Below are 17,579 nucleotides of genomic sequence, written 5' to 3' on the forward strand. Positions count from 1 at the left end.
TGCAAAGGCCGAAGGCTAACGGCGACGACGACGGCGCCCCGGCGCTGTGCCCTGCTCCGGCCCGTGATCGCCGCTTGGCTCGTCGCTCTCGCGCTCGATGCGGATCACGGGAAGGATCAAAATCGTGCCCATGTCCGCGCGCGGAGCCACGTCCCCCGACGCGCTCACCCGGCGACCGGCCGGAAATTCGATGATGGTCCCCATATCAGCTCTCTTCAATTGCCGCGCGACCCGGCGCGCCTCTGCAACATGCATTCATTAAGATCAGTTCATGGTTAACGGGGTGTAAACGTGCCGGCGGGACCGTAACCGCACGGGCGCGACCCGCCGTCCCGTTGCGGCACGAGAACGCTTCAAAGCAAGCGTTCGGCTTCACGCCTCGTTTTCCTTAACGAGCCTTTAAAGGAGCCCGCGATAGGCTGGCGGCGAGTATCTCTTCCAGGTCGCGTATCTCTCCATGACCAAGTCGTTGTTTCCAGGATTCGACGGGCTGATGACCCTCTCCCGTCGCGAAGGCGTCGATGTTCGTCCGACACTGCTGCGCGTGCTGACCGACCTCTATGTCCAGTCGAGCACCCATAGCGACGACGAGCAGCGCCAGTTCGTCGAGCTCGCCACACGACTGATCGACCAGGTCGACGACGCGACGCGCGCAGCGGTCAAGGCCCGGCTTGCGATCTATCCGTCGACGCCCGCCCCGATCATGCAGAAGCTCGGACTGTCAGCCGCGCAGGAGGGCCGCAGGGTTCCGCTCGCGCGCGAAATCCAGGCGCCCGCCTCTGCCCCCCCTCCTGCCCCCTTGCCGGTTCGCACGCCAACCGACGCCGAGCTGCGCATGGCCTCGAACATGGCGATGCAGCCAAAGGACGCGGCCGATATCTACGACATGTTCTTCCGCGCCGGCGCCTCCGAGCGCGCGCTGATCCTGCACAATCTGGCGGAGACCCCGCTGAAGGCCGCGCCGCGGATTCCGACCGTGCGCGCCAAGCGCGCAATCCAGATCCTCGAGATGGCGGCGATCGCGGGCGATGTCGAGAATTTCGCCTTCGAGCTCGGCGACAGCCTGATCCTGCCCTCGCGCGTCGCAGCCCAGATCGTCGACGATGCAAGCGGCGAAGCGCTCGCGGTCGCCGCGCGCGCGCTCGACATGCCGAGCCCGGTGTTCCAGCGCATCCTGCTGTTCTTCAAGCCGGAGATCGGCAACTCCGTGACCGACGTGTACCGGCTGTCGCGTCTTTACGATCGCCTCAGCGACCGGGCGGCGCTGGTGATGCTGGCCGCCTGGCGCGGCTCGACGCTCGCCGTCACCCGCGCCAAGTACCAGCCGTCGCTGCATGACAGCGAGCGCCAGCGCGCGCGTGCGGGCGCAAGCCAGACACGCCCGGGCGTGCAGCCCGGCTCCGCGCCCGCGGTGCGGACGGGGACTGACGGATCGGATCGTTAGGTCTTCGCCAATTCGAGGAAATGCCGCCCGGCGCGGTCTTCGGTCTCGACGATCCAGATGTCGGAATCGAAGCGGATCTCCTTGGTCAGGCGCTCCTCCACCGCGGGCTCCGGCATCGGCTGCGGCGCAAACGGCACGAAGAAGCGATCGACCGGCCGGCCGTCGTCATAAGAGGTCTGCGGCGCCGGCACATAGAGCATCGCATTGCCGTCAAGCAGCGAGATCTTCACGAACACCGCACCCGCCTCCTCCGCACCGCGACGACGCACCGCGCCGTACACGCCCTCGGTCTGGCACCGGCGCAGATAGGCTGAGACCCAGATGTTCGATTTCAAACGCATGGTGGCCACGATAGGACAGCGCTGCAATCAGCACCAGCCTTCGCACAACAGCAACGACTATTCGACGGGGTGGCCGATCGCGGCGCCGAGCTCGCGGAGCAGGCGGTCGGACAGCTGGCCGGTGACCTGCATCTTGTGCTCGCGCTCGAATTTCTGGATCGCGGACTGGGTCTCGCCGCCCATCGCGCCCGTGATCTTCAAATTGCCGTAGCCATATTCGGACAGCGCGCGCTGCACGCCGGCGATGCGCCGCGCCGCCGCGCTCTGCTGCACGGGGATCGGCGCCGGCGGACGCGCAACGGAGGGCGGCGCCGAAATCGTTTGCTTGACCAGATTGGTCATGGGATCGCCTGAGCGCGGCGTCGATGCGGTCGCCTCGACAGGCCTCTCCGGCGGCTTGTCCGCAGGTCTGGGCTCGGCAGGTCTGGGCTCGGCACGAAACTCCGTCGCTCTCGGCTCGAGCGGCGAGGTATCGGCCCCGACCGGACGCGAACGGGGCAAGGGGTTCGACAGCGGCAGGGACGAGGGCGCGGGAAGATTGATCACGGTGCCGAACATCGGCGCCGGATGCCGCCCGGTCTGGAGGAACAGCGCGTTGGCAACGATCGCGCCGATAGCGGCCACGGCGACGAAACCGGCCAGCGTATCCTTGGGGCTATGCAGCAGCACGCGCAGCACGAGATTGCGCTCGGTCTCGACATCGATGACTGCGGCCTTGGCGCCACGGCGGCGCGGAGCGGCTTGGTCCTTGGCAGACTTCTTAGGCACTTTTCTTCACCAGAGCGGGTTGGTCCTGAACTTGGTCGTGAGGATGGTCCTGCAGTTCCTGGTGCTGAAGTTCCTGGCGCAGCACCGGCGTCAAGGTCGCGATCTTGCTCTCGCTCGCCTTGCTGTCGGACATCTTGGCCTCAGAAATCTTGGTATCAGAAGTTTTGGCATCAGAAATCTTGGCCTGCGGCGTGTAGACGAGCGGCAGCTTGACGGTGACGGCAGTGCCCTCGCCGAGCCTGCTTTGTACCGTCAATTCGCCGAGATGCAACGCCACCAGGCTCTTCACGATCGAAAGTCCGAGGCCGGTGCCTTCGTGGCGGCGCTGATAGGTTTTGCCGGCCTGGAAGAATGGCGCGCCGATGCGCTTGAGATCGTCAGGTGCGATGCCGATTCCGGTGTCGCTGACGCGCAGCGCAAGCTGCGAGCCCGAGACCGCCGCTGTTACAGTGACCTGACCGCCGCGCTCGGTGAACTTGACGGCGTTGGCGACGAGGTTGAGCACGATCTGCTTGAAAGCGCGCGGATCGCCGGTCATCACAGGCAGATCCTGCGGCGCATCGGTGACGAGATCGACGCCGTTCTCCCGCGCCTTCAGCGCCAGCAGATTGCAGCAGTGCATCAATGATGCACGCGGCGCGAACGGTTCCGACGCCATCTCGAAATTACCCGATTCCATCTTGGACATGTCCAGGATGCCGTTGACGACCGAGAGCAGATGCTTGCCGGAATCGTTGATGAGCTGGGCGTATTCCCTCCGCTGGGCCGCGCCCAGCATCAAGGTCTGCTCCTGCGTGATCATCTCGGAGAATCCGATGATGGCGTTGAGCGGCGTGCGCAGCTCATGGCTCATGGTGGCAAGGAAGCGCGTCTTGGCGGCGTCGGCCGCCTCTGCAGCGCTGCGCGCCTGATCGAACGCCTGCTCTCCGAGCTTGCGGTCGGTGACATCGCGCATCACGGCGACAACATCGGCCTCGCGCGTGGTATCACGGCCCATATCCCGATCGAGCGGGCGGCAGCGCATCTCGACCCAGATGAAATCAACCTGGCCGCGCTCCGAGCCGGCACGCTCCCGGCGCAACCGGAACTCGACGCTGCGCACCTCGCCGCGCGCGGCATCGGACAGCGCCGTCAGATACGCCGGGCGATCGGCGACATGGACGCGATCGAACAGGCCGTGGCCGAGCAGTTGCGCGACGGGCACACCGAGCATGGCTTCCACCGCCGGTGAAATGAACTGCACCGCGCCGTTGCGCTGATGCCGCGAGATGACGTCGCTCATATTCCGCGCCAGGAGACGGTAACGCTCTTCCTCACGCGACAGCAGCGCAACGCTGGTGCGCGCGAGCGATTCCGCACCGAAGGCCAGACCTGCCGCATAGAGCGTCGCCGAGGCGACGCCGAACGCCATCAGCACGCCGCGTTCCGCAGCGCTGGTGTCGCCAATCGACAGCCAGCCGAGCTGGCTGACGAGGATGAGAATGCCGGCGCAGGACAGCGCCAGCAGCGAGGCAAAGGCCGCGACGCGGCGCGAGGCCGACAGCGCAGCTTCGAGGGGAACCACGACCAGCCAGATCGCGGCGAACGATTCGATGCCGCCGGTCGTCACCGCCACCGCCATGATCAGGCCCGACAGCGCCAGCGACGACAGCACATGCGCGCCTTCGTAACGGCCGGTGCGCGACAGGAACCAGGACAACAGGATCGGCGCAATCAGCCAGGCAAAGGCCGCGACCTCGATCGCGCTCGGCGCGCCGCGCATGGCGAGATAGACCGGGAATGCGGCAAAGGCGGCCAGGCTGCCGAGCAGCCGCGGGGCCATGAAGGCACGATGGCGCGCTCGCGTCAGCGCGTCGTAACGCGCGGAGGGATGCAGCAGCGCATCGAGACAATCGCGGATGATACTCAAAACTGTCACGGGTCTCGCGCTTCGGCTCATTCGTCGGGAAGACGCGCCGGAACGCCTCCTTATCGTTGAGCCACCGTGTCAGAGCGACCTTAAACGAACACTAAGGCAGCGCGGCGCGCCGCCAGACACCGCGTCATCGCAGGGCTTTTTAGACGATTTGACGACGTCATCAGCGGGGATGGTGAACACAGGGTTTCACCGTGATCCGCATGGTTTCGAAATGGTGGACGGGCGTGGCGGCAGAATCACGGGTGTGGTCGTCAATCGAAACTTTACGACACGGTCGATTGCAAAGATTCTTGAGTCAATTTTCCGCGAATTAAGCGGAAGGCAATCACTTGCGATTTATCGAGAGTTGCTAGGCCCGACATCCGTGGAGATCGCCGCGGCGGGATCTAACATACAGGTCGCAAGATGCGCTTTCTGCTTCGCATCACATTCTGGCTCGGGCTGGTGCTGGTGCTCCTGCCGCGAGACAAGACGCCCGAATCGGACAAGCTGCCGCAGATCGGCGCTGCCGACGCGGTGCAGGCTGCGACCGCGGCTGTTTCCGACATGACCCAGTTCTGCAAGCGCCAGCCGGCGGCGTGCGAGGTCGGCGGACAGGCCGCGACCATCATCGGCCAGCGCGCGCAGGACGGCGCGAAGAAGATCTACCAGATCATCAACGACAAGAAAGAGCAGCTCGAGAAGCCCGACAAGAAGACCCCCGACCACACCGGCTCGATCGCGCTGGCCGGCGAAGGTGATACCGCAACCAGCGAGGCGCCGCGCGACACCCTGTCCCAGGACGACCTCGCGCTGGAATGGCGCGGCCCGGCGCCCGCGACGGCGAATTAGCGCCCAAACCCTATCGATTTCGGCGCTTTGCGTCCCTATATTGGCCTGAACGGGAACTTGGGCCAGCATGACGACGATCGACGAAATCAGGGATAATTTCGAGATTCTGGACGAATGGGACGACCGCTATCGGTACGTCATCGAGCTCGGCCGCACCCTGGAACCGATGTCCGAGGCCGAGCATTCGGCCGAGAACAAGGTGAATGGCTGCGTCAGCCAGGTCTGGCTTCAGAAGCTGATCGATCGTCGCGATGGCGGGCCGCCGGTCCTGACATATCGCGGCGACAGTGACGCCCACATCGTGCGCGGGCTGGTCGCGATCGTGCTGTCGCTTTACTCCGGCCGCACGCCTCAGGAGATTCTTGCGACCGACGCCATTGCCGTATTCGACGAGTTCGGTTTTCGCGACCATCTGACGCCGCAGCGTTCCAACGGCCTGCGCTCGATGGTCGAGCGCATCAAGACCGACGCGAAAGAAGCGCTCGCGGAAGCGTCGTAGAAATCCTACTTCCGCTTGCGCTGCTGCTGTCCCAGTCCCATCTGCTTCGCAAGCTGTGAGCGGGCCACTGCATAGTTCGGCGCGACCATGGGATAGTCGGCCGGCAGGCCCCATTTCTCGCGATATTGCTCCGGCGTCATATTGTACCGGGTGTGCAGATGGCGCTTCAGCGACTTGAAGCGCTTGCCGTCTTCCAGACAGACCAGATAATCAGGCGCGATCGACTTCTTCAGCGAGACCGCCGGCTTCGCGGGCTCGAGCGGCACCGTCTCGGTGCGACCCGATGAAACGCGCACAAGCGCGCCATGCACCTGGCTGATCAGGTTCGGAATCTCAGTTGCAGGCGTCGGGTTGTTGCTGAGATAGGCCGACACGATGCCCGCCGTCAGCTCAATGAAATTCTTAGCCCCGGCATCCGACATCGGCCCCGCCTTTCTCCACCTTGCGTCTCACGGGAGAGACGACGTCAGAGTATTCCGTGTCAACAATACGTTCGACTGAATGGAATGACTGAGGAATATGGGCTGATTTACTGACGAAGCAACAAGAACGCCAGCGCTTTACTTGCCTGCGCCAGCTCTCTCAAGCCCCACGCTGGTCGAGGTGGGAGCGCAGTTCGTCGATCGAGGCAAAGCGCATCATCCCTTCCGGCATCTGGGCTTCGATCGAGCCATCGGAGTAGAGCGAATAGGCCATGCCGTCGACGATGCCGGATTTGAGCACGGTCACGGGCGCCTGTTCGGCCGCGGCCGCCGGCTCCGGTGCGGGCGGCGGAGCAGTCTCAGCGAAGGTCGACGGCGAGCGCGGGGGCGGGCGCCGCGAGGCGGCCGGCGGCTCGGCAGGCCTCATACGGTCCGGCTTCGGCCAGGCGTCGTCAAAGCTCGCAGGCGGCGTCTCCGGGGCGGCAGGCTCCGCCGACGGCTCGGCATGCGGCAGCGGCGGCAAGCCCTCGCTGGTCTTCGCCTCGGCGCGCTCGCGCTCCTTGCGGGAGGTCGAGGCGAACATCAGGTTGCGCCGGCGCGGCGGTTCCGGAACCTCCGGCGGGCTCGGAGCTTCCGGCGGTGGCGGAGGCTCGGCGCGCGGACGCTCGCGCGCGGCTGCTTCGTTCTGCCAGGGCGGCGGTCCTGCGGCCGGCAATGGCGGCGCCGGCTCGATCTTCTCTGCGCCCGGCTCAGGCGCGGGGCCAGGCGTTCCAGCCATCCCGAGACCCGGCAGCACGGGCCTGACCCGAACGTCGGATGGTGCGATGGATCCAGCCAGCCGGCGGGCCATGCCTTTCAATTCCGCGACCACGACGTAGAGGCCGGCCAGTAACATTCCGGAGCAGACGCCGATGGTACCGGCGATTATGAGGGTACTGCCGAGACTGAATTCCCTGACGGTGAAGCCGAACAGGATCGCAAGGAGGCCCGCCAAAACGGCGAAAATCCCCGCGATCAACAATGCCAACGCCATCGAACTCACCCCTGGCCGCGCAGCCACACGCGACCCTCGTCACGCCACGATACCGTCATCCGGTGTTCCACGCCAACGTCGAATTATAACCTGCGTTCCTTAAGGAAAGGAAATCAGGGACTTATTCACATTCCCTTCAGCTACGGCTCGCTACTTTAGGCCGCTCTCAAGTTTGGCCGGATTTGCTGCGTCGCATCAGGAATTAGCCATAATGCCCAATTACTTGCTAATGGAACTGCGCTATAGGGATTCCGGGGAGCAGGCCCGCGCGCACCAGCAGGGCCAAGAGGGGATTCCGGGTCACCAATAGCCATGACATCCATCACGACTTCGGCGATCGACACGCCCCTGCGGCGCTCGGTTGAACGGACTTGCGACGATCTCGCCATGCTGGTGCTGGCTGCGGTCGCCGTCATTGCAGGCTTGACCTTCCGCGACTACGGGCTCGGCTGGGACGACTACACCCACGCCGAATACGCCGATCTGCTGCTGCGCATGTTCGGTTCCGGTTTCAAGGACACCGCGGCCCTCTCCTTTGCCAACCTCTACATGTATGGCGGCGGCTTCGACATGGTCGCGGCCCTCCTGCACAAGGTGATTCCGCTCGAGCTGTTCGAGACGCGCCGGCTGCTCGGCGCCGTAGTCGGCGTGATCGGACTTGCGGTGACGTGGCGGCTTGGCCGCCGTGTCGGTGGTCCCCTTGCGGGACTTGCCTCACTCTTGCTGCTCGCGCTCTGCCCGATCTTCTACGGCCACATGTTCATGAACCCGAAGGATGCGCCCTTCGCGGTGGCCATGATCATCCTGATGCTGGGCCTCGTCCGCCTTGCCGAGGAATATCCGCAGCCGTCGCCGCGCACGATCCTGATCGTCGGCCTTGGCGCCGGCCTCTCGCTCGGCACCCGCATCCTCGGCGGCCTTGCGCTGGTCTATGCCGTGATCGGCTTCATGCCGCTGTTCCTGGAGGAACTGCGCACCGAGGGCCTGCGTGAATCGGTCCGACGCTTCGCTTATGTCGTCTACGTGCTGTTGCCCGGCCTCGTGCTCGGCTACATCGTGATGGGGCTGATCTGGCCGTGGTCGATCATGGAGCCCGGCAATCCCTTCGAGGCGCTGACCTACTTCTCGCACTTCTTCGAGAAACCCTGGAAGGAGATGTTCGACGGCGCGATCGTTTCCGTGCCCGACATGCCCTGGTCCTATCTGCCGACGCTGTTCGCGCTTCAGTTGCCCGAGGTGATGCTGGTGCTGATGTTCGGCGCCGTGATCGGCACCTTCGCACTGCTGCCGCGCCGCGATGTTCCCGCCCGCCGCAAGGCCATTCTCCTGATGCTCACGCTCGCCGCGACGCTGCCGCTGGCGATCGCAATGGTGAAGCGGCCGGCGCTGTACAACGGCATCCGCCATTTCGTCTTCGTGATCCCGCCGATGGCGGTGCTCGGCGGCGTTGCCTTTGGCTGGGCCATGGAGCGCCTGCGCGCCAATCACCGCACCTGGCAGCCGGTCGTGCTCGCCACCTTCTGCTTTGGCTTGGCGCTCTCGCTCGCCGAGATGATCCGCCTGCATCCCTATCAATACACCCACTTCAACCACATCGCCGGCACCGTGCGCGGCGCCGACGACCGCTTCATGCTGGATTATTGGGGTCTGGCGCTGAAGCAGGCCTCGGACGAATTGCGCGAACAGCTGGTGGAACGCCAGGAAGTGCCGCCGCGAAACCGCAAATGGAAGGTCGCGGTGTGCGGTCCGCAGCGCCCCGCCCAGGTCGCGCTCGGCCCCGACTTCACCATCGGCTGGGATTCCAATGCCGCCGATTTCGCCATGACGCTCGGCGAGTTCTACTGCAAGGGCCTCACCGCGCCCGTGCTGGTCGAGATCAAGCGCGACGACGTGGTGTTCGCCCGCGTCTACGACATCCGCGGCAGCAGCATTTCCAGCCTGCTCTCGATCCCGGCGCCGTAATAAACTCCTCCAGACCGTAGCCCGGATGACCGCAGCGACATCCGGGGCCTATGAGGCAGCCCCGCATGTCGCTTCGCTCATGCGGGCTACGCTGGACTGCCGCGCTTTGTGTGCCTTGCTGGCAGCTCGCGGCAGGACTACGCTCCCTCCCCGCAACAACGATGTTCGGAGAGATCAACCATGTCGCCAGCGGAAGCGCGCCTGAAGGAAGTGCCGTCGAACATGACGGAGGCCGAGTGGCAGCAACGGGTCAATCTCGCCGCATGCTATCGTCTCGTCTCGCTCTACGGCTGGGACGATTTGGTCGACACCCATATCTCCGCGCGCGTGCCCGGCCCTGACCATCATTTCCTCATCAACCCCTACGGGCTGATGTTCGACGAGATCACGGCGTCGAGCCTGGTCAAGGTCGATCTGCACGGCAACCAGCTCTCCGAGAGCGAGTACAGCATCAACCCCGCCGGCTTCACCATCCACTCGGCGATCCACGAGGTGCGCGAGGACGCCATCTGCGTGCTGCATCTCCACACCCTCGACGGCACCGCGGTCTCGAGCAGCGCCGAAGGCCTGCTGCCGCTGAACCAGACCGCCCAGCTCGTCACCCACGACCTCGCCTATCACGACTACGAAGGCATCGCGCTCGACCACGACGAGCGGCCGCGGCTGCAGAAGGACCTCGGCGACCATAACCACATGCTGCTGCGCAACCACGGCACGATGACGGTCGGCCGTTCGGTGGCTTCGGCCTTCGAGCGCATGTATCACCTTGAGCGCGCCTGCTCGATGCAGGTACGTACGCGCGCGCTGGGCACGCCGGTCTATCCGGTCGACGATGTCGCGATCGACAAGAATACCGAGCTGCTCGCCAACCGCGACCGCGCCGAGTTGCGCGCCACCAACCTGGTGTGGCCGCCACTGCTGCGCAAGCTGGACCGCGAGCTGCCGGGCTACCGGTCTTGAAATTTTCGAGATTTGGTGTAGGGTAGCGTTTAACGAACCTCTACGCCTTTTGGAATGAAACGCCGCCCAATTCCGGGCGGCGTTTTTATTTGTAAGGTCTCGTAGGGTGGGCAAAGCGAAGCGTGCCCACCATTGCCGATCGCGATCCGGGACAGATGGTGGGCACGGCGCTTTGCGCCTTTGCCCACCCTACGCACTCGCAACGACGAGGATAAAGAGCGCCCTACTTCACCTCCGCCAGCGCCGCGAGGATGCGCGCCCAGGAACGGATGCCTTTCTGGAAGCTGCGGAGGTCGTACTTCTCGTTCGGCGAGTGGATGTTGTCGTCGTCGAGGCCAAAACCGACGAGCAGCGAATCCAGCCCCAGCGCGCGCTTGAAGTCGGCGACGATCGGGATCGAGGCGCCCGAGCCCATCAGCACGGTCTCCTTGCCCCATTCCTCGGTCAGCGCGGTTTTGGCCGCGGCGAGCGGCTTCATGTTCCAGTCGAGCGCAATCGCAGGCCCGGCAGAGTGATCGCCGAACTCGACCTTGCAGTCTCCCGGAATGCGCGCCGTCACGTACTCACGGAAAGCCTTGCGGATCTTCGCAGGATCCTGCCCTTGGACCAGCCGGAACGAGACCTTGGCCGACGCGTGCGACGGGATCACCGTCTTCGAGCCCTCACCGATATAACCGCCCCAGATGCCGTTGACGTCACAGGTCGGACGTGTGGAAGCCTGCTCGACCAGGAGCCTGCCCTTCTCGCCGGCCGGTATCGATAGCCCAACGGGCTTGAGGAACGTGTCCGGCGTGAAGTCGAGCTTCTTCCACTGCGCGAGAATGTCCGGCGGCGTGTCCTTTACCCCATCGTAGAAGCCCGGAATGGTGATGCGATTGTCGTCGTCGAACAGCCCGCCGAGAATTTTGGTCAGCACCCGGATCGGGTTCATCGCGCTGCCGCCGAACACGCCGGAATGCAGGTCGCGATTGGCGGCGGTGATCTTGAGCTCCTCATAGAGCAGACCGCGTAGCGAGGTCGTGATCGCCGGCGTGTTGCGGTCCCACATGCCGGTGTCGCAGACCAGCACGTAGTCCGCCCTAAACTCGTCCTTGTTGGCTTCGATGAAGGGCACGAAGTTCTTCGAGCCGACTTCTTCCTCGCCTTCGATCAGGAACGTGACGTCGATCGGCAGTGACCCCGTCACTTTCTTCCAGGCGCGGCAGGCCTCGACGAAGGTCATGACCTGGCCCTTGTCGTCCTCGGCGCCGCGCGCCACGATGATCTTGCGGCCGTCGGCATGGTCGGTGACAACAGGCTCGAATGGCGGACGGTGCCAGAGTTCGAGCGGATCGACCGGCTGCACATCATAGTGGCCGTAGAACAGCACATGCGGCCGGCCGCCCGCGACGCTCTTGCCGACGACCGCAGGATGGCCGGCGGTCGGCCTCACTTCAGTCGCAACGCCGAGGCTCGCGATGTCCCTGGCAAGATGCTCGGCCGCCGCCTTGCAATCGGCCGCGAAGGCCGGATCGGCGGAGATCGACTTGATCCGCAACAGCGAGAACAGACGCTCCAGGCTGTTGTCGAACTCCTTGTCGATGTGGTCGAGCACGGATTGAAGCTGCGCATTTGCCATTGGTCGTATTCCCTGCGTTCGAATCCCAAGACGTCGGGACTCAAAGATGTCTTCTCAAGAACTATCGGCTTTTAGCGCTGCCGCGGCGTCGGGGCCAGCCGCAACCGGCGGATGCCGGATGTGCCATGCGAGACTAGCTGCGAGGATCGCCGTGGCGACGAGGTTATTGCCCCAGGCCTGGAAGACATTGGGAAACCACGGCAGCGCCAGCAGCATGAGGATGCCGGCGGCGCCAAGGGCGAGCCAGGTTCCCAGGCGTACGTTCGCCCGCTCGTCGAAGGCGGCACGATGCATCAGCACCGTCATCGGGAAGAACAGCCACATGAAATAGTATTGTCGCGCCAGCGGCGATGCCACCGTCATCAGGCAGAACAGGATGCCGAGCTCCTCGGCGTCCGAGCGCGCCGTACGCCGCGCTCGCCCTGGCATGACCGCGACGAAGCCGAGTCCGAGCAACGCCGACAGCGCCAGCACGATCCAGTTCGCCGTCCTGTAATCGACGTCGATGACATTCATCGTGCGCGGCGGCTTGTTGGGATCCTCCTGATTGTAGTTGATTGGCCGGACCAGCCGGTGCGTGACAGCAATGAGTGACTGGTTCACCCACGACCAGTTCTGCTCGTCGCGTTGGCCAAATCCTTTTTCCGAGCTCGACCCGACCATGCCCTGATACCAGGTCTTGACCTCGGCGGCGTTGCGCTCGAAGCCGCGAATGGGAGCCGGCACGATGTAGAGAAGTATGCCGGTGAAGGCGACCGTAGCGACGGCGGCTCCCCACTTTCGCCGCCAGACCAGATAGGGCAGCACCGCAATGGGAAACACCTTGATCGCGGTGGCGAGCGCGAACATGAAGCCTGCGAGCCAGGAGCGCTGATGCTGCAAGCTCCAGAAGCCGTAGAGCATGATCGCCAGCAGGACGAGGTTCGGCTGTCCAAGATCGAACATGTCAAACACGAAGGTCACGGTCACGGCAGCTGGTAGTGCCTCCAGCCAGGGGCCAGGCGTGCGGCCCGAACCGGTCATGGCATTGGAGAGCATCCCGGTGTACCACCACGCCGCAATATTCAGGACCGACAGCACGCTGTAGAGCGCGATCTTGCCGAACCAGCTCGGGACTGCCAGCAGGATCGCCGGCAGCGGTGGGTAGATGAACTCGAAGTACTGGTGGATGTCGCCGGGATAGAGCGGCCCACCCTTCAAGACCTGCTGCCCGGCCCAGTACCACAGGCCGTAGTCCTTGGTTTTGCCGTGCCCGAAGATCTCGGGACCAAGGACATCGGCAGCCAGGATGAAGCAGCAGAGCAGGAAGAGCAGGTCGAGCGGCGCACGTAGCGACAGTCTTCGGAATGTGCCGGGTCGAACGAAAGATTCAGGTGAGGTCACGGTGTGGTCCAGTCAGGGGCCATAGCACCTAGCAGACCGACGGACGCTTGGAGAGTCCTGATCACCCGAATTTGTACCCACCGCGCACAAGCGGCGGGTTTGCGGAGGAATTGCCTCAAACGAGGCTTTCTGCCTACCTGCGCAGCAAGCCGCCGAGCGCGCCGCGGACCAGCGTGCGGCCGATCGAGCCACCAAGCTGGCCGGCGACCGACTTGCCGATATTGGCGGCCATCCCCCCGATCACCTGATTGGTGACCGATCGGGTCATGTCGCGCGCGATGACCTGGCCCGTCGACAGGCGGCCGCGCTTGACGTTGGTGCCAAAGATGGTGCCGACGATCGAGCCGATCTGGCCGAGGATGCCGCCGCCTCCGCCGCCCGCCGAAGCATCCGCAGTCGCAGCCGTGCCGGCAATGCGCTTCTGGATCATCTCGTAGGCGGACTCTGCATCGACGGCGGTGTCGTATTTGCCCTTCACCGGGCTTGCATCCATGATCGCCTTGCGCTCTTCGGACGTGATCGGTCCGATCCGGGCCGATGGCGGCCGGATCATCACCCGCTCGACCATCGCCGGCGTGCCGTTGCCTTCGAGAAAGGACACCAGCGCCTCGCCCTTGCCGAGCTCCATGATCACCTGGGCGGTGTCGAGCTTCGGGTTGGGACGGAAGGTCTGGGCCGCGGCGGCGACCGCCTTCTGGTCGCGCGGAGTGAAGGCGCGGAGCGCGTGCTGCACCCGGTTGCCCAATTGTCCGAGCACGCGGTCGGGTACGTCGACCGGGTTTTGCGTCACGAAATAGACGCCGACGCCTTTGGAGCGGATCAGGCGCACCACCTGCTCGATCTTGTCCATCAGCGCCTTGGGCGCGTCGTTGAACAACAGATGCGCCTCGTCAAAGAAGAAGACCAGCTTCGGCTTGGGCAGGTCACCGGCCTCGGGCAGCTCCTCGAACAATTCCGACAGCATCCACAGCAGGAATGTCGCGTAAAGCCGTGGGCTCTGCAGCAGCTTGTCGGCGACGAGGATGTTGACCATGCCGCGGCCGTCGCGGTCGGTCTTCATGAAATCTTTCAGCGTCAGCGCCGGTTCGCCGAAGAATTTGGTGGCGCCCTGGTTCTCCAGCACCAGAAGCTGGCGCTGGATGGTGCCGACCGTGGCCTTGGTGACGTTGCCAAAACCCTGCGCCGCCTTCTTGATCTCGGCAAGCGGACTCTCCTCGGCATCCGCCCCCTTCTTGCCGGCATCGGGCACGATGGCATCGAGCAGCGCGCGCAGATCCTTCATGTCGATCAGCGTCAGCCCGTTGTCGTCGGCGACGCGGAAGGCGACGTTGAGCACGCCTTCCTGCACGTCGTTCAGGTCGAGCATACGTGCGAGCAGCAGCGGGCCCATTTCAGTGACGGTCGCCCGCACCGGGTGGCCCTGCTCGCCGAACACGTCCCAGAACACCGTCGAGAACTGGTCGGGCTCGAACGTCAGTCCCATCTCGGTGGCGCGCTTGACGATGAAATCTTTGGCTTCGCCGACCTCCGAGATGCCCGAGAGGTCGCCCTTGATATCGGCCGCGAAGACCGGAACACCGGCGCGCGCAAATCCTTCCGCCATCACTTGCAGCGAGACCGTCTTGCCGGTTCCGGTTGCACCCGTGACGAGGCCATGGCGATTGGCGAATGCCAACGTCAGCCATGCCTGCTCGTTTCCTTTACCGACGAAGATCTTGTCGTCGGTATCACCGAGCTTGCTGTCCTGTGCGGTCATTATTCCCTGATCTCTCTGCCCTGTTTCGCATATCGAAACTCGAATGCACTAGTTCCGTAGTTTAACGCATATCGCGCGCTGATTGAAACCATTCAACGCGCTCGGGCATGCGACATCGTCGGAAACATGCGGGTGACATCCGCCGAAAGTAGGAACGACGCATTCGCACCGCGGCATTTTTTTGCCGATTTCATCTCCGCTCTTGCATCGCTGCAACACTTCTCGCGCGTTCGAGACTGAATCGGAACGTTGGTGGCGTTCATCGCTTGTATTTCACATCACACCGGCTCAAGATCATTTTCGAAAGCAATACTCCGGCATGTGAACCGGCTGAGGGGCGGCCATATGGACGAGCTAATCGGGCGGCTGGCGACAAACGCCAGCATAGATAGTGCTGTCGCTGAAAAGACCGTCGGCATTATCCTGGGCTTCCTCCGCAACGAGGGTCCTTCCGACAGCGTCCAGGTACTCATCGACCAGATTCCAGGTGCAGAAGCGGCAATCGAGGCATCCCGCAGCGGCGGAGGACTGTCGCGGCTGATGGGCGGCGGCCTGATGGCGGTCGGCACGCGCCTGATGGGCATGGGACTCGGCATGTCCGAGATTCAGAACGTCGCCCGTGAACTTTTTCGCTTCGGCCGAGACAAAATCGGAGCGGATCAGATGGGCAAGATCATCGCGGGGACCCCGGGCCTCAGCCAGTTCGCCTGACGCCTGCGCATTTCACATCGAGTATCATGACATATCCGATCTCCGAGATTGAGGGCCTGTCGGCCTTTGCCGCCAACAAGTTGAAGGCGCACGGTATCCGCACCACCGATGCGCTGCTCGAGGCGGCCTCGACCGTAAAGGGCCGCAAGGCGCTCTCCGCCAAGACCGGCATCAGCGAGCAGTTGCTGCTGGAATGGGCCAACGTCTCCGACTACATGCGCATTCCCGGCATGGGCAGGGCCAAGGTCGGCCTGGTCCGCGCCGCCGGCGTCACCACCGTGCGCGAGCTCGCCTACCGAAATCCGGCAAGGCTCGCCCAGAGCATGCGGGATGCCAACGAGAAGAAAAAGCTGCTCCGGATCCTGCCCTCGGAGAAGTCGGTCGGCGACATCATCGCCAAAGCGAAGAAGCTGCCGCCTAAGATTTCGTATTAGGGTTGCCCCTCTCCGCATACGGAGTGGGCGCTACTCTCTCGGCATCGTTTTGCCCGATGGGCAACAATGCATCCCCCAACTCTGCCGTCATACCCCGCGAAAGCGGGGTATCCAGTACGCCGCGGCTCCTCCGTATCGCGGTGCCGTCACTGGAATACTGGATTGCCCGCCTTCGCGGGCAATGACAGCGAGGGTGTGCAACGCCCTGCCCAACGCTGGCAACCCACGCCTTCCCGTCTTGACTCCCCCTCCCCGACCGCTAAAGCGGGCCGCATGAATGCCTCGCCCTCCCCATCCGTCCCGGCGGCCGGTTCAGTCGGGCCTGACGTGCTGCGGACGCTGCTGGAGCGGCCGATCCCGGCGGTGATGGGCGTGCTCAACGTCACCCCGGATTCATTCTCCGACGGCGGCGAATTCATCGCGCCCGAGCAGGCGCTCGCGCGGGCACGGGCGATGATCGAGGCCGGGGTCGACATCATCGATATCGGTGCCGAGTCCACCCGGCCCTACAAGGGCGCCCGGCCGGTCACGGCGGAAGACGAACTGGCGCGGCTGAGGCCGGTGCTATCGGACATCGTGGCGCTCGGCGTGCCGGTCTCGATCGACAGCATGAAGGCGGAAGTCGTGGCCTTCGCGCTCGCCCAGGGCGCGGCGATCGGCAACGACGTCTGGGGCCTGCAGCGCGATGCCGGCATGGCGCCGACGGTGGCCGCGAAGGGCGTCCCCGTCATCGTCATGCACAACCGCGACAGCGTCGATCCCGCCATCGACATCATTGCGGATATGAAGGCGTTCTTTCAGCGCTCGCTGGATATCGCGACGCAAGCCGGCATCGCCCGCGACAAGATCGTGCTCGATCCCGGCATCGGCTTCGGCAAGACGGCCGAACAGAGCATGACCGCGCTAGCGCGGCTGCGTGAATTCGACATGTTCGGCCTGCCGATCCTCGTTGGTGCCTCGCGAAAACGCTTCATCGCCTCGGTGTCGCCGTCGGAGCCGACAGAGCGGCTCGCCGGCTCGATCGCCGCGCATCTGATCGCCGCGCAGCGCGGCGCGAAAATCATCCGCACCCACGACGTCGCCGAGACCTTGCAGGCCCTGCGAGTGGCGCACGCAATCGAGAGCAAGCCATGACCGATACGATCTTCGTGAGCGGCCTGTCGATCCATGCCCGCCACGGCGTGATGGAGCACGAAACGGAAGTCGGCCAGCGCTTCGTCATCGACCTCGAGCTCTATACCGACCTGTCGGAGCCTTCCCGCAGCGACCGGCTCGCCGACACCGTGTCCTACGCCGACGTCGTGGCGACCACCACCGCGGCCTTCAAGAACACCAACTACAAGCTGCTGGAGCGCGCGGCCGGCGCGGTCGCCGACGCCATCCTGTCGCACTTTCCGCGCATCCGTGCGGTCAAGATCACCGTGCACAAGCCGCATGCGCCGATCGCCGCGATCTTCGACGACGTCGGCGTCATGCTGACGCGCTCGCGGCACCCCTGA

Annotated in this window: 18 protein-coding genes; 9 read left to right on the forward strand and 9 right to left on the reverse strand. The window is 64.3% G+C overall.

The window, feature by feature from the left end; all coding sequences use genetic code 11:
• Positions 1 to 15: 15 nt before the first annotated feature.
• Complete coding sequence (locus AC0L30_RS08510; protein WP_007593508.1) at positions 16 to 204, reverse strand: hypothetical protein; 189 nt, start codon at positions 202 to 204, stop codon at positions 16 to 18.
• 253 nt (positions 205 to 457) lie between these two features.
• Between AC0L30_RS08510 and AC0L30_RS08515 the strand changes: the two genes are divergently transcribed.
• Positions 458 to 1,444: a DUF2336 domain-containing protein gene (locus tag AC0L30_RS08515; RefSeq protein WP_007593514.1), complete on the forward strand. Its 987-nt coding sequence runs from the start codon at positions 458 to 460 to the stop codon at positions 1,442 to 1,444.
• On the opposite strand, the gene AC0L30_RS08520 is transcribed toward AC0L30_RS08515, so the two are convergent.
• Genes AC0L30_RS08520 through AC0L30_RS08530 form a run of 3 tightly spaced genes read right to left on the reverse strand, consistent with a single transcriptional unit; the run spans position 1,441 to position 4,492 of the window.
• Positions 1,441 to 1,785: a DUF1491 family protein gene (locus AC0L30_RS08520; protein WP_007593522.1), complete on the reverse strand. Its 345-nt coding sequence runs from the start codon at positions 1,783 to 1,785 to the stop codon at positions 1,441 to 1,443. The two genes, AC0L30_RS08515 and AC0L30_RS08520, sit on opposite strands and share 4 nt — an antisense overlap.
• Positions 1,786 to 1,842: 57 nt before the next feature.
• On the reverse strand, positions 1,843 to 2,553 hold the full coding sequence (locus AC0L30_RS08525) for a peptidoglycan-binding domain-containing protein (protein WP_219684867.1): 711 nt from the start codon (positions 2,551 to 2,553) through the stop codon (positions 1,843 to 1,845).
• Entirely contained in the window at positions 2,546 to 4,492 is a 1,947-nt protein-coding gene (locus AC0L30_RS08530; RefSeq protein WP_473255716.1) for a PAS domain-containing sensor histidine kinase, read from the reverse strand. Before AC0L30_RS08530 ends, AC0L30_RS08525 begins: the two co-directional genes overlap by 8 nt.
• 384 nt (positions 4,493 to 4,876) lie before the next feature.
• Between AC0L30_RS08530 and AC0L30_RS08535 the strand changes: the two genes are divergently transcribed.
• A complete protein-coding gene (locus AC0L30_RS08535) occupies positions 4,877 to 5,302 on the forward strand; it encodes a DUF5330 domain-containing protein (protein WP_007593526.1) in 426 nt (141 codons plus the stop codon).
• Between the two features lie 67 nt (positions 5,303 to 5,369).
• The gene (locus AC0L30_RS08540) at positions 5,370 to 5,801 is read left to right on the forward strand and encodes a SufE family protein (protein ID WP_007593527.1); all 432 of its coding nucleotides are present in this window, start codon (positions 5,370 to 5,372) and stop codon (positions 5,799 to 5,801) included.
• A 5-nt stretch (positions 5,802 to 5,806) separates the two neighbouring features.
• Here AC0L30_RS08540 and AC0L30_RS08545 read toward each other — a convergent pair whose 3' ends face one another.
• Positions 5,807 to 6,223, reverse strand: a complete 417-nt coding sequence (locus tag AC0L30_RS08545; RefSeq protein ID WP_007593528.1) for a Ros/MucR family transcriptional regulator — start codon at positions 6,221 to 6,223, stop codon at positions 5,807 to 5,809.
• Between the two features lie 160 nt (positions 6,224 to 6,383).
• The gene (locus tag AC0L30_RS08550) at positions 6,384 to 7,256 is read right to left on the reverse strand and encodes a hypothetical protein (protein ID WP_007593529.1); all 873 of its coding nucleotides are present in this window, start codon (positions 7,254 to 7,256) and stop codon (positions 6,384 to 6,386) included.
• 312 nt (positions 7,257 to 7,568) lie between these two features.
• On the opposite strand from AC0L30_RS08550, the gene AC0L30_RS08555 reads away from it, so the two are divergent.
• Complete coding sequence (locus AC0L30_RS08555) at positions 7,569 to 9,218, forward strand: glycosyltransferase family 39 protein (protein ID WP_007593531.1); 1,650 nt, start codon at positions 7,569 to 7,571, stop codon at positions 9,216 to 9,218.
• A gap of 180 nt (positions 9,219 to 9,398) precedes the next feature.
• Complete coding sequence (locus AC0L30_RS08560) at positions 9,399 to 10,178, forward strand: class II aldolase/adducin family protein (RefSeq protein WP_007593534.1); 780 nt, start codon at positions 9,399 to 9,401, stop codon at positions 10,176 to 10,178.
• A gap of 223 nt (positions 10,179 to 10,401) precedes the next feature.
• Here AC0L30_RS08560 and AC0L30_RS08565 read toward each other — a convergent pair whose 3' ends face one another.
• The 3 genes from AC0L30_RS08565 to AC0L30_RS08575 all read right to left on the reverse strand — a co-directional run bounded on the left by AC0L30_RS08565 (position 10,402) and on the right by AC0L30_RS08575 (position 14,935).
• Positions 10,402 to 11,796 carry a M20/M25/M40 family metallo-hydrolase gene (locus AC0L30_RS08565; RefSeq protein ID WP_007593536.1) on the reverse strand — a complete coding sequence of 465 codons (1,395 nt, stop codon included), beginning with the start codon at positions 11,794 to 11,796 and terminating at the stop codon, positions 10,402 to 10,404.
• Between the two features lie 54 nt (positions 11,797 to 11,850).
• Complete coding sequence (locus AC0L30_RS08570) at positions 11,851 to 13,179, reverse strand: glycosyltransferase family 87 protein (protein ID WP_007593538.1); 1,329 nt, start codon at positions 13,177 to 13,179, stop codon at positions 11,851 to 11,853.
• Between the two features lie 133 nt (positions 13,180 to 13,312).
• Complete coding sequence (locus AC0L30_RS08575) at positions 13,313 to 14,935, reverse strand: helicase HerA-like domain-containing protein (RefSeq protein ID WP_007593540.1); 1,623 nt, start codon at positions 14,933 to 14,935, stop codon at positions 13,313 to 13,315.
• Positions 14,936 to 15,280: 345 nt separating this feature from the next.
• Here AC0L30_RS08575 and AC0L30_RS08580 point away from each other — a divergent pair, with 345 nt between their 5' ends.
• From AC0L30_RS08580 to folB, 4 genes are all read left to right on the forward strand, one after another.
• Positions 15,281 to 15,646: a hypothetical protein gene (locus AC0L30_RS08580; RefSeq protein WP_007593542.1), complete on the forward strand. Its 366-nt coding sequence runs from the start codon at positions 15,281 to 15,283 to the stop codon at positions 15,644 to 15,646.
• A gap of 26 nt (positions 15,647 to 15,672) precedes the next feature.
• Positions 15,673 to 16,080, forward strand: coding sequence for a DUF4332 domain-containing protein (locus AC0L30_RS08585; protein ID WP_007593543.1), 408 nt, complete (start codon positions 15,673 to 15,675; stop codon positions 16,078 to 16,080).
• Positions 16,081 to 16,353: 273 nt separating this feature from the next.
• Entirely contained in the window at positions 16,354 to 17,214 is an 861-nt protein-coding gene (gene folP / locus AC0L30_RS08590; RefSeq protein ID WP_473404130.1) for a dihydropteroate synthase, read from the forward strand.
• Entirely contained in the window at positions 17,211 to 17,579 is a 369-nt protein-coding gene (gene folB / locus AC0L30_RS08595; RefSeq protein WP_007593547.1) for a dihydroneopterin aldolase, read from the forward strand. The genes folP and folB overlap by 4 nt, the downstream gene beginning before the upstream one ends.

The sequence above is a fragment of the Bradyrhizobium sp. MI1.11 genome (assembly GCF_055811255.1).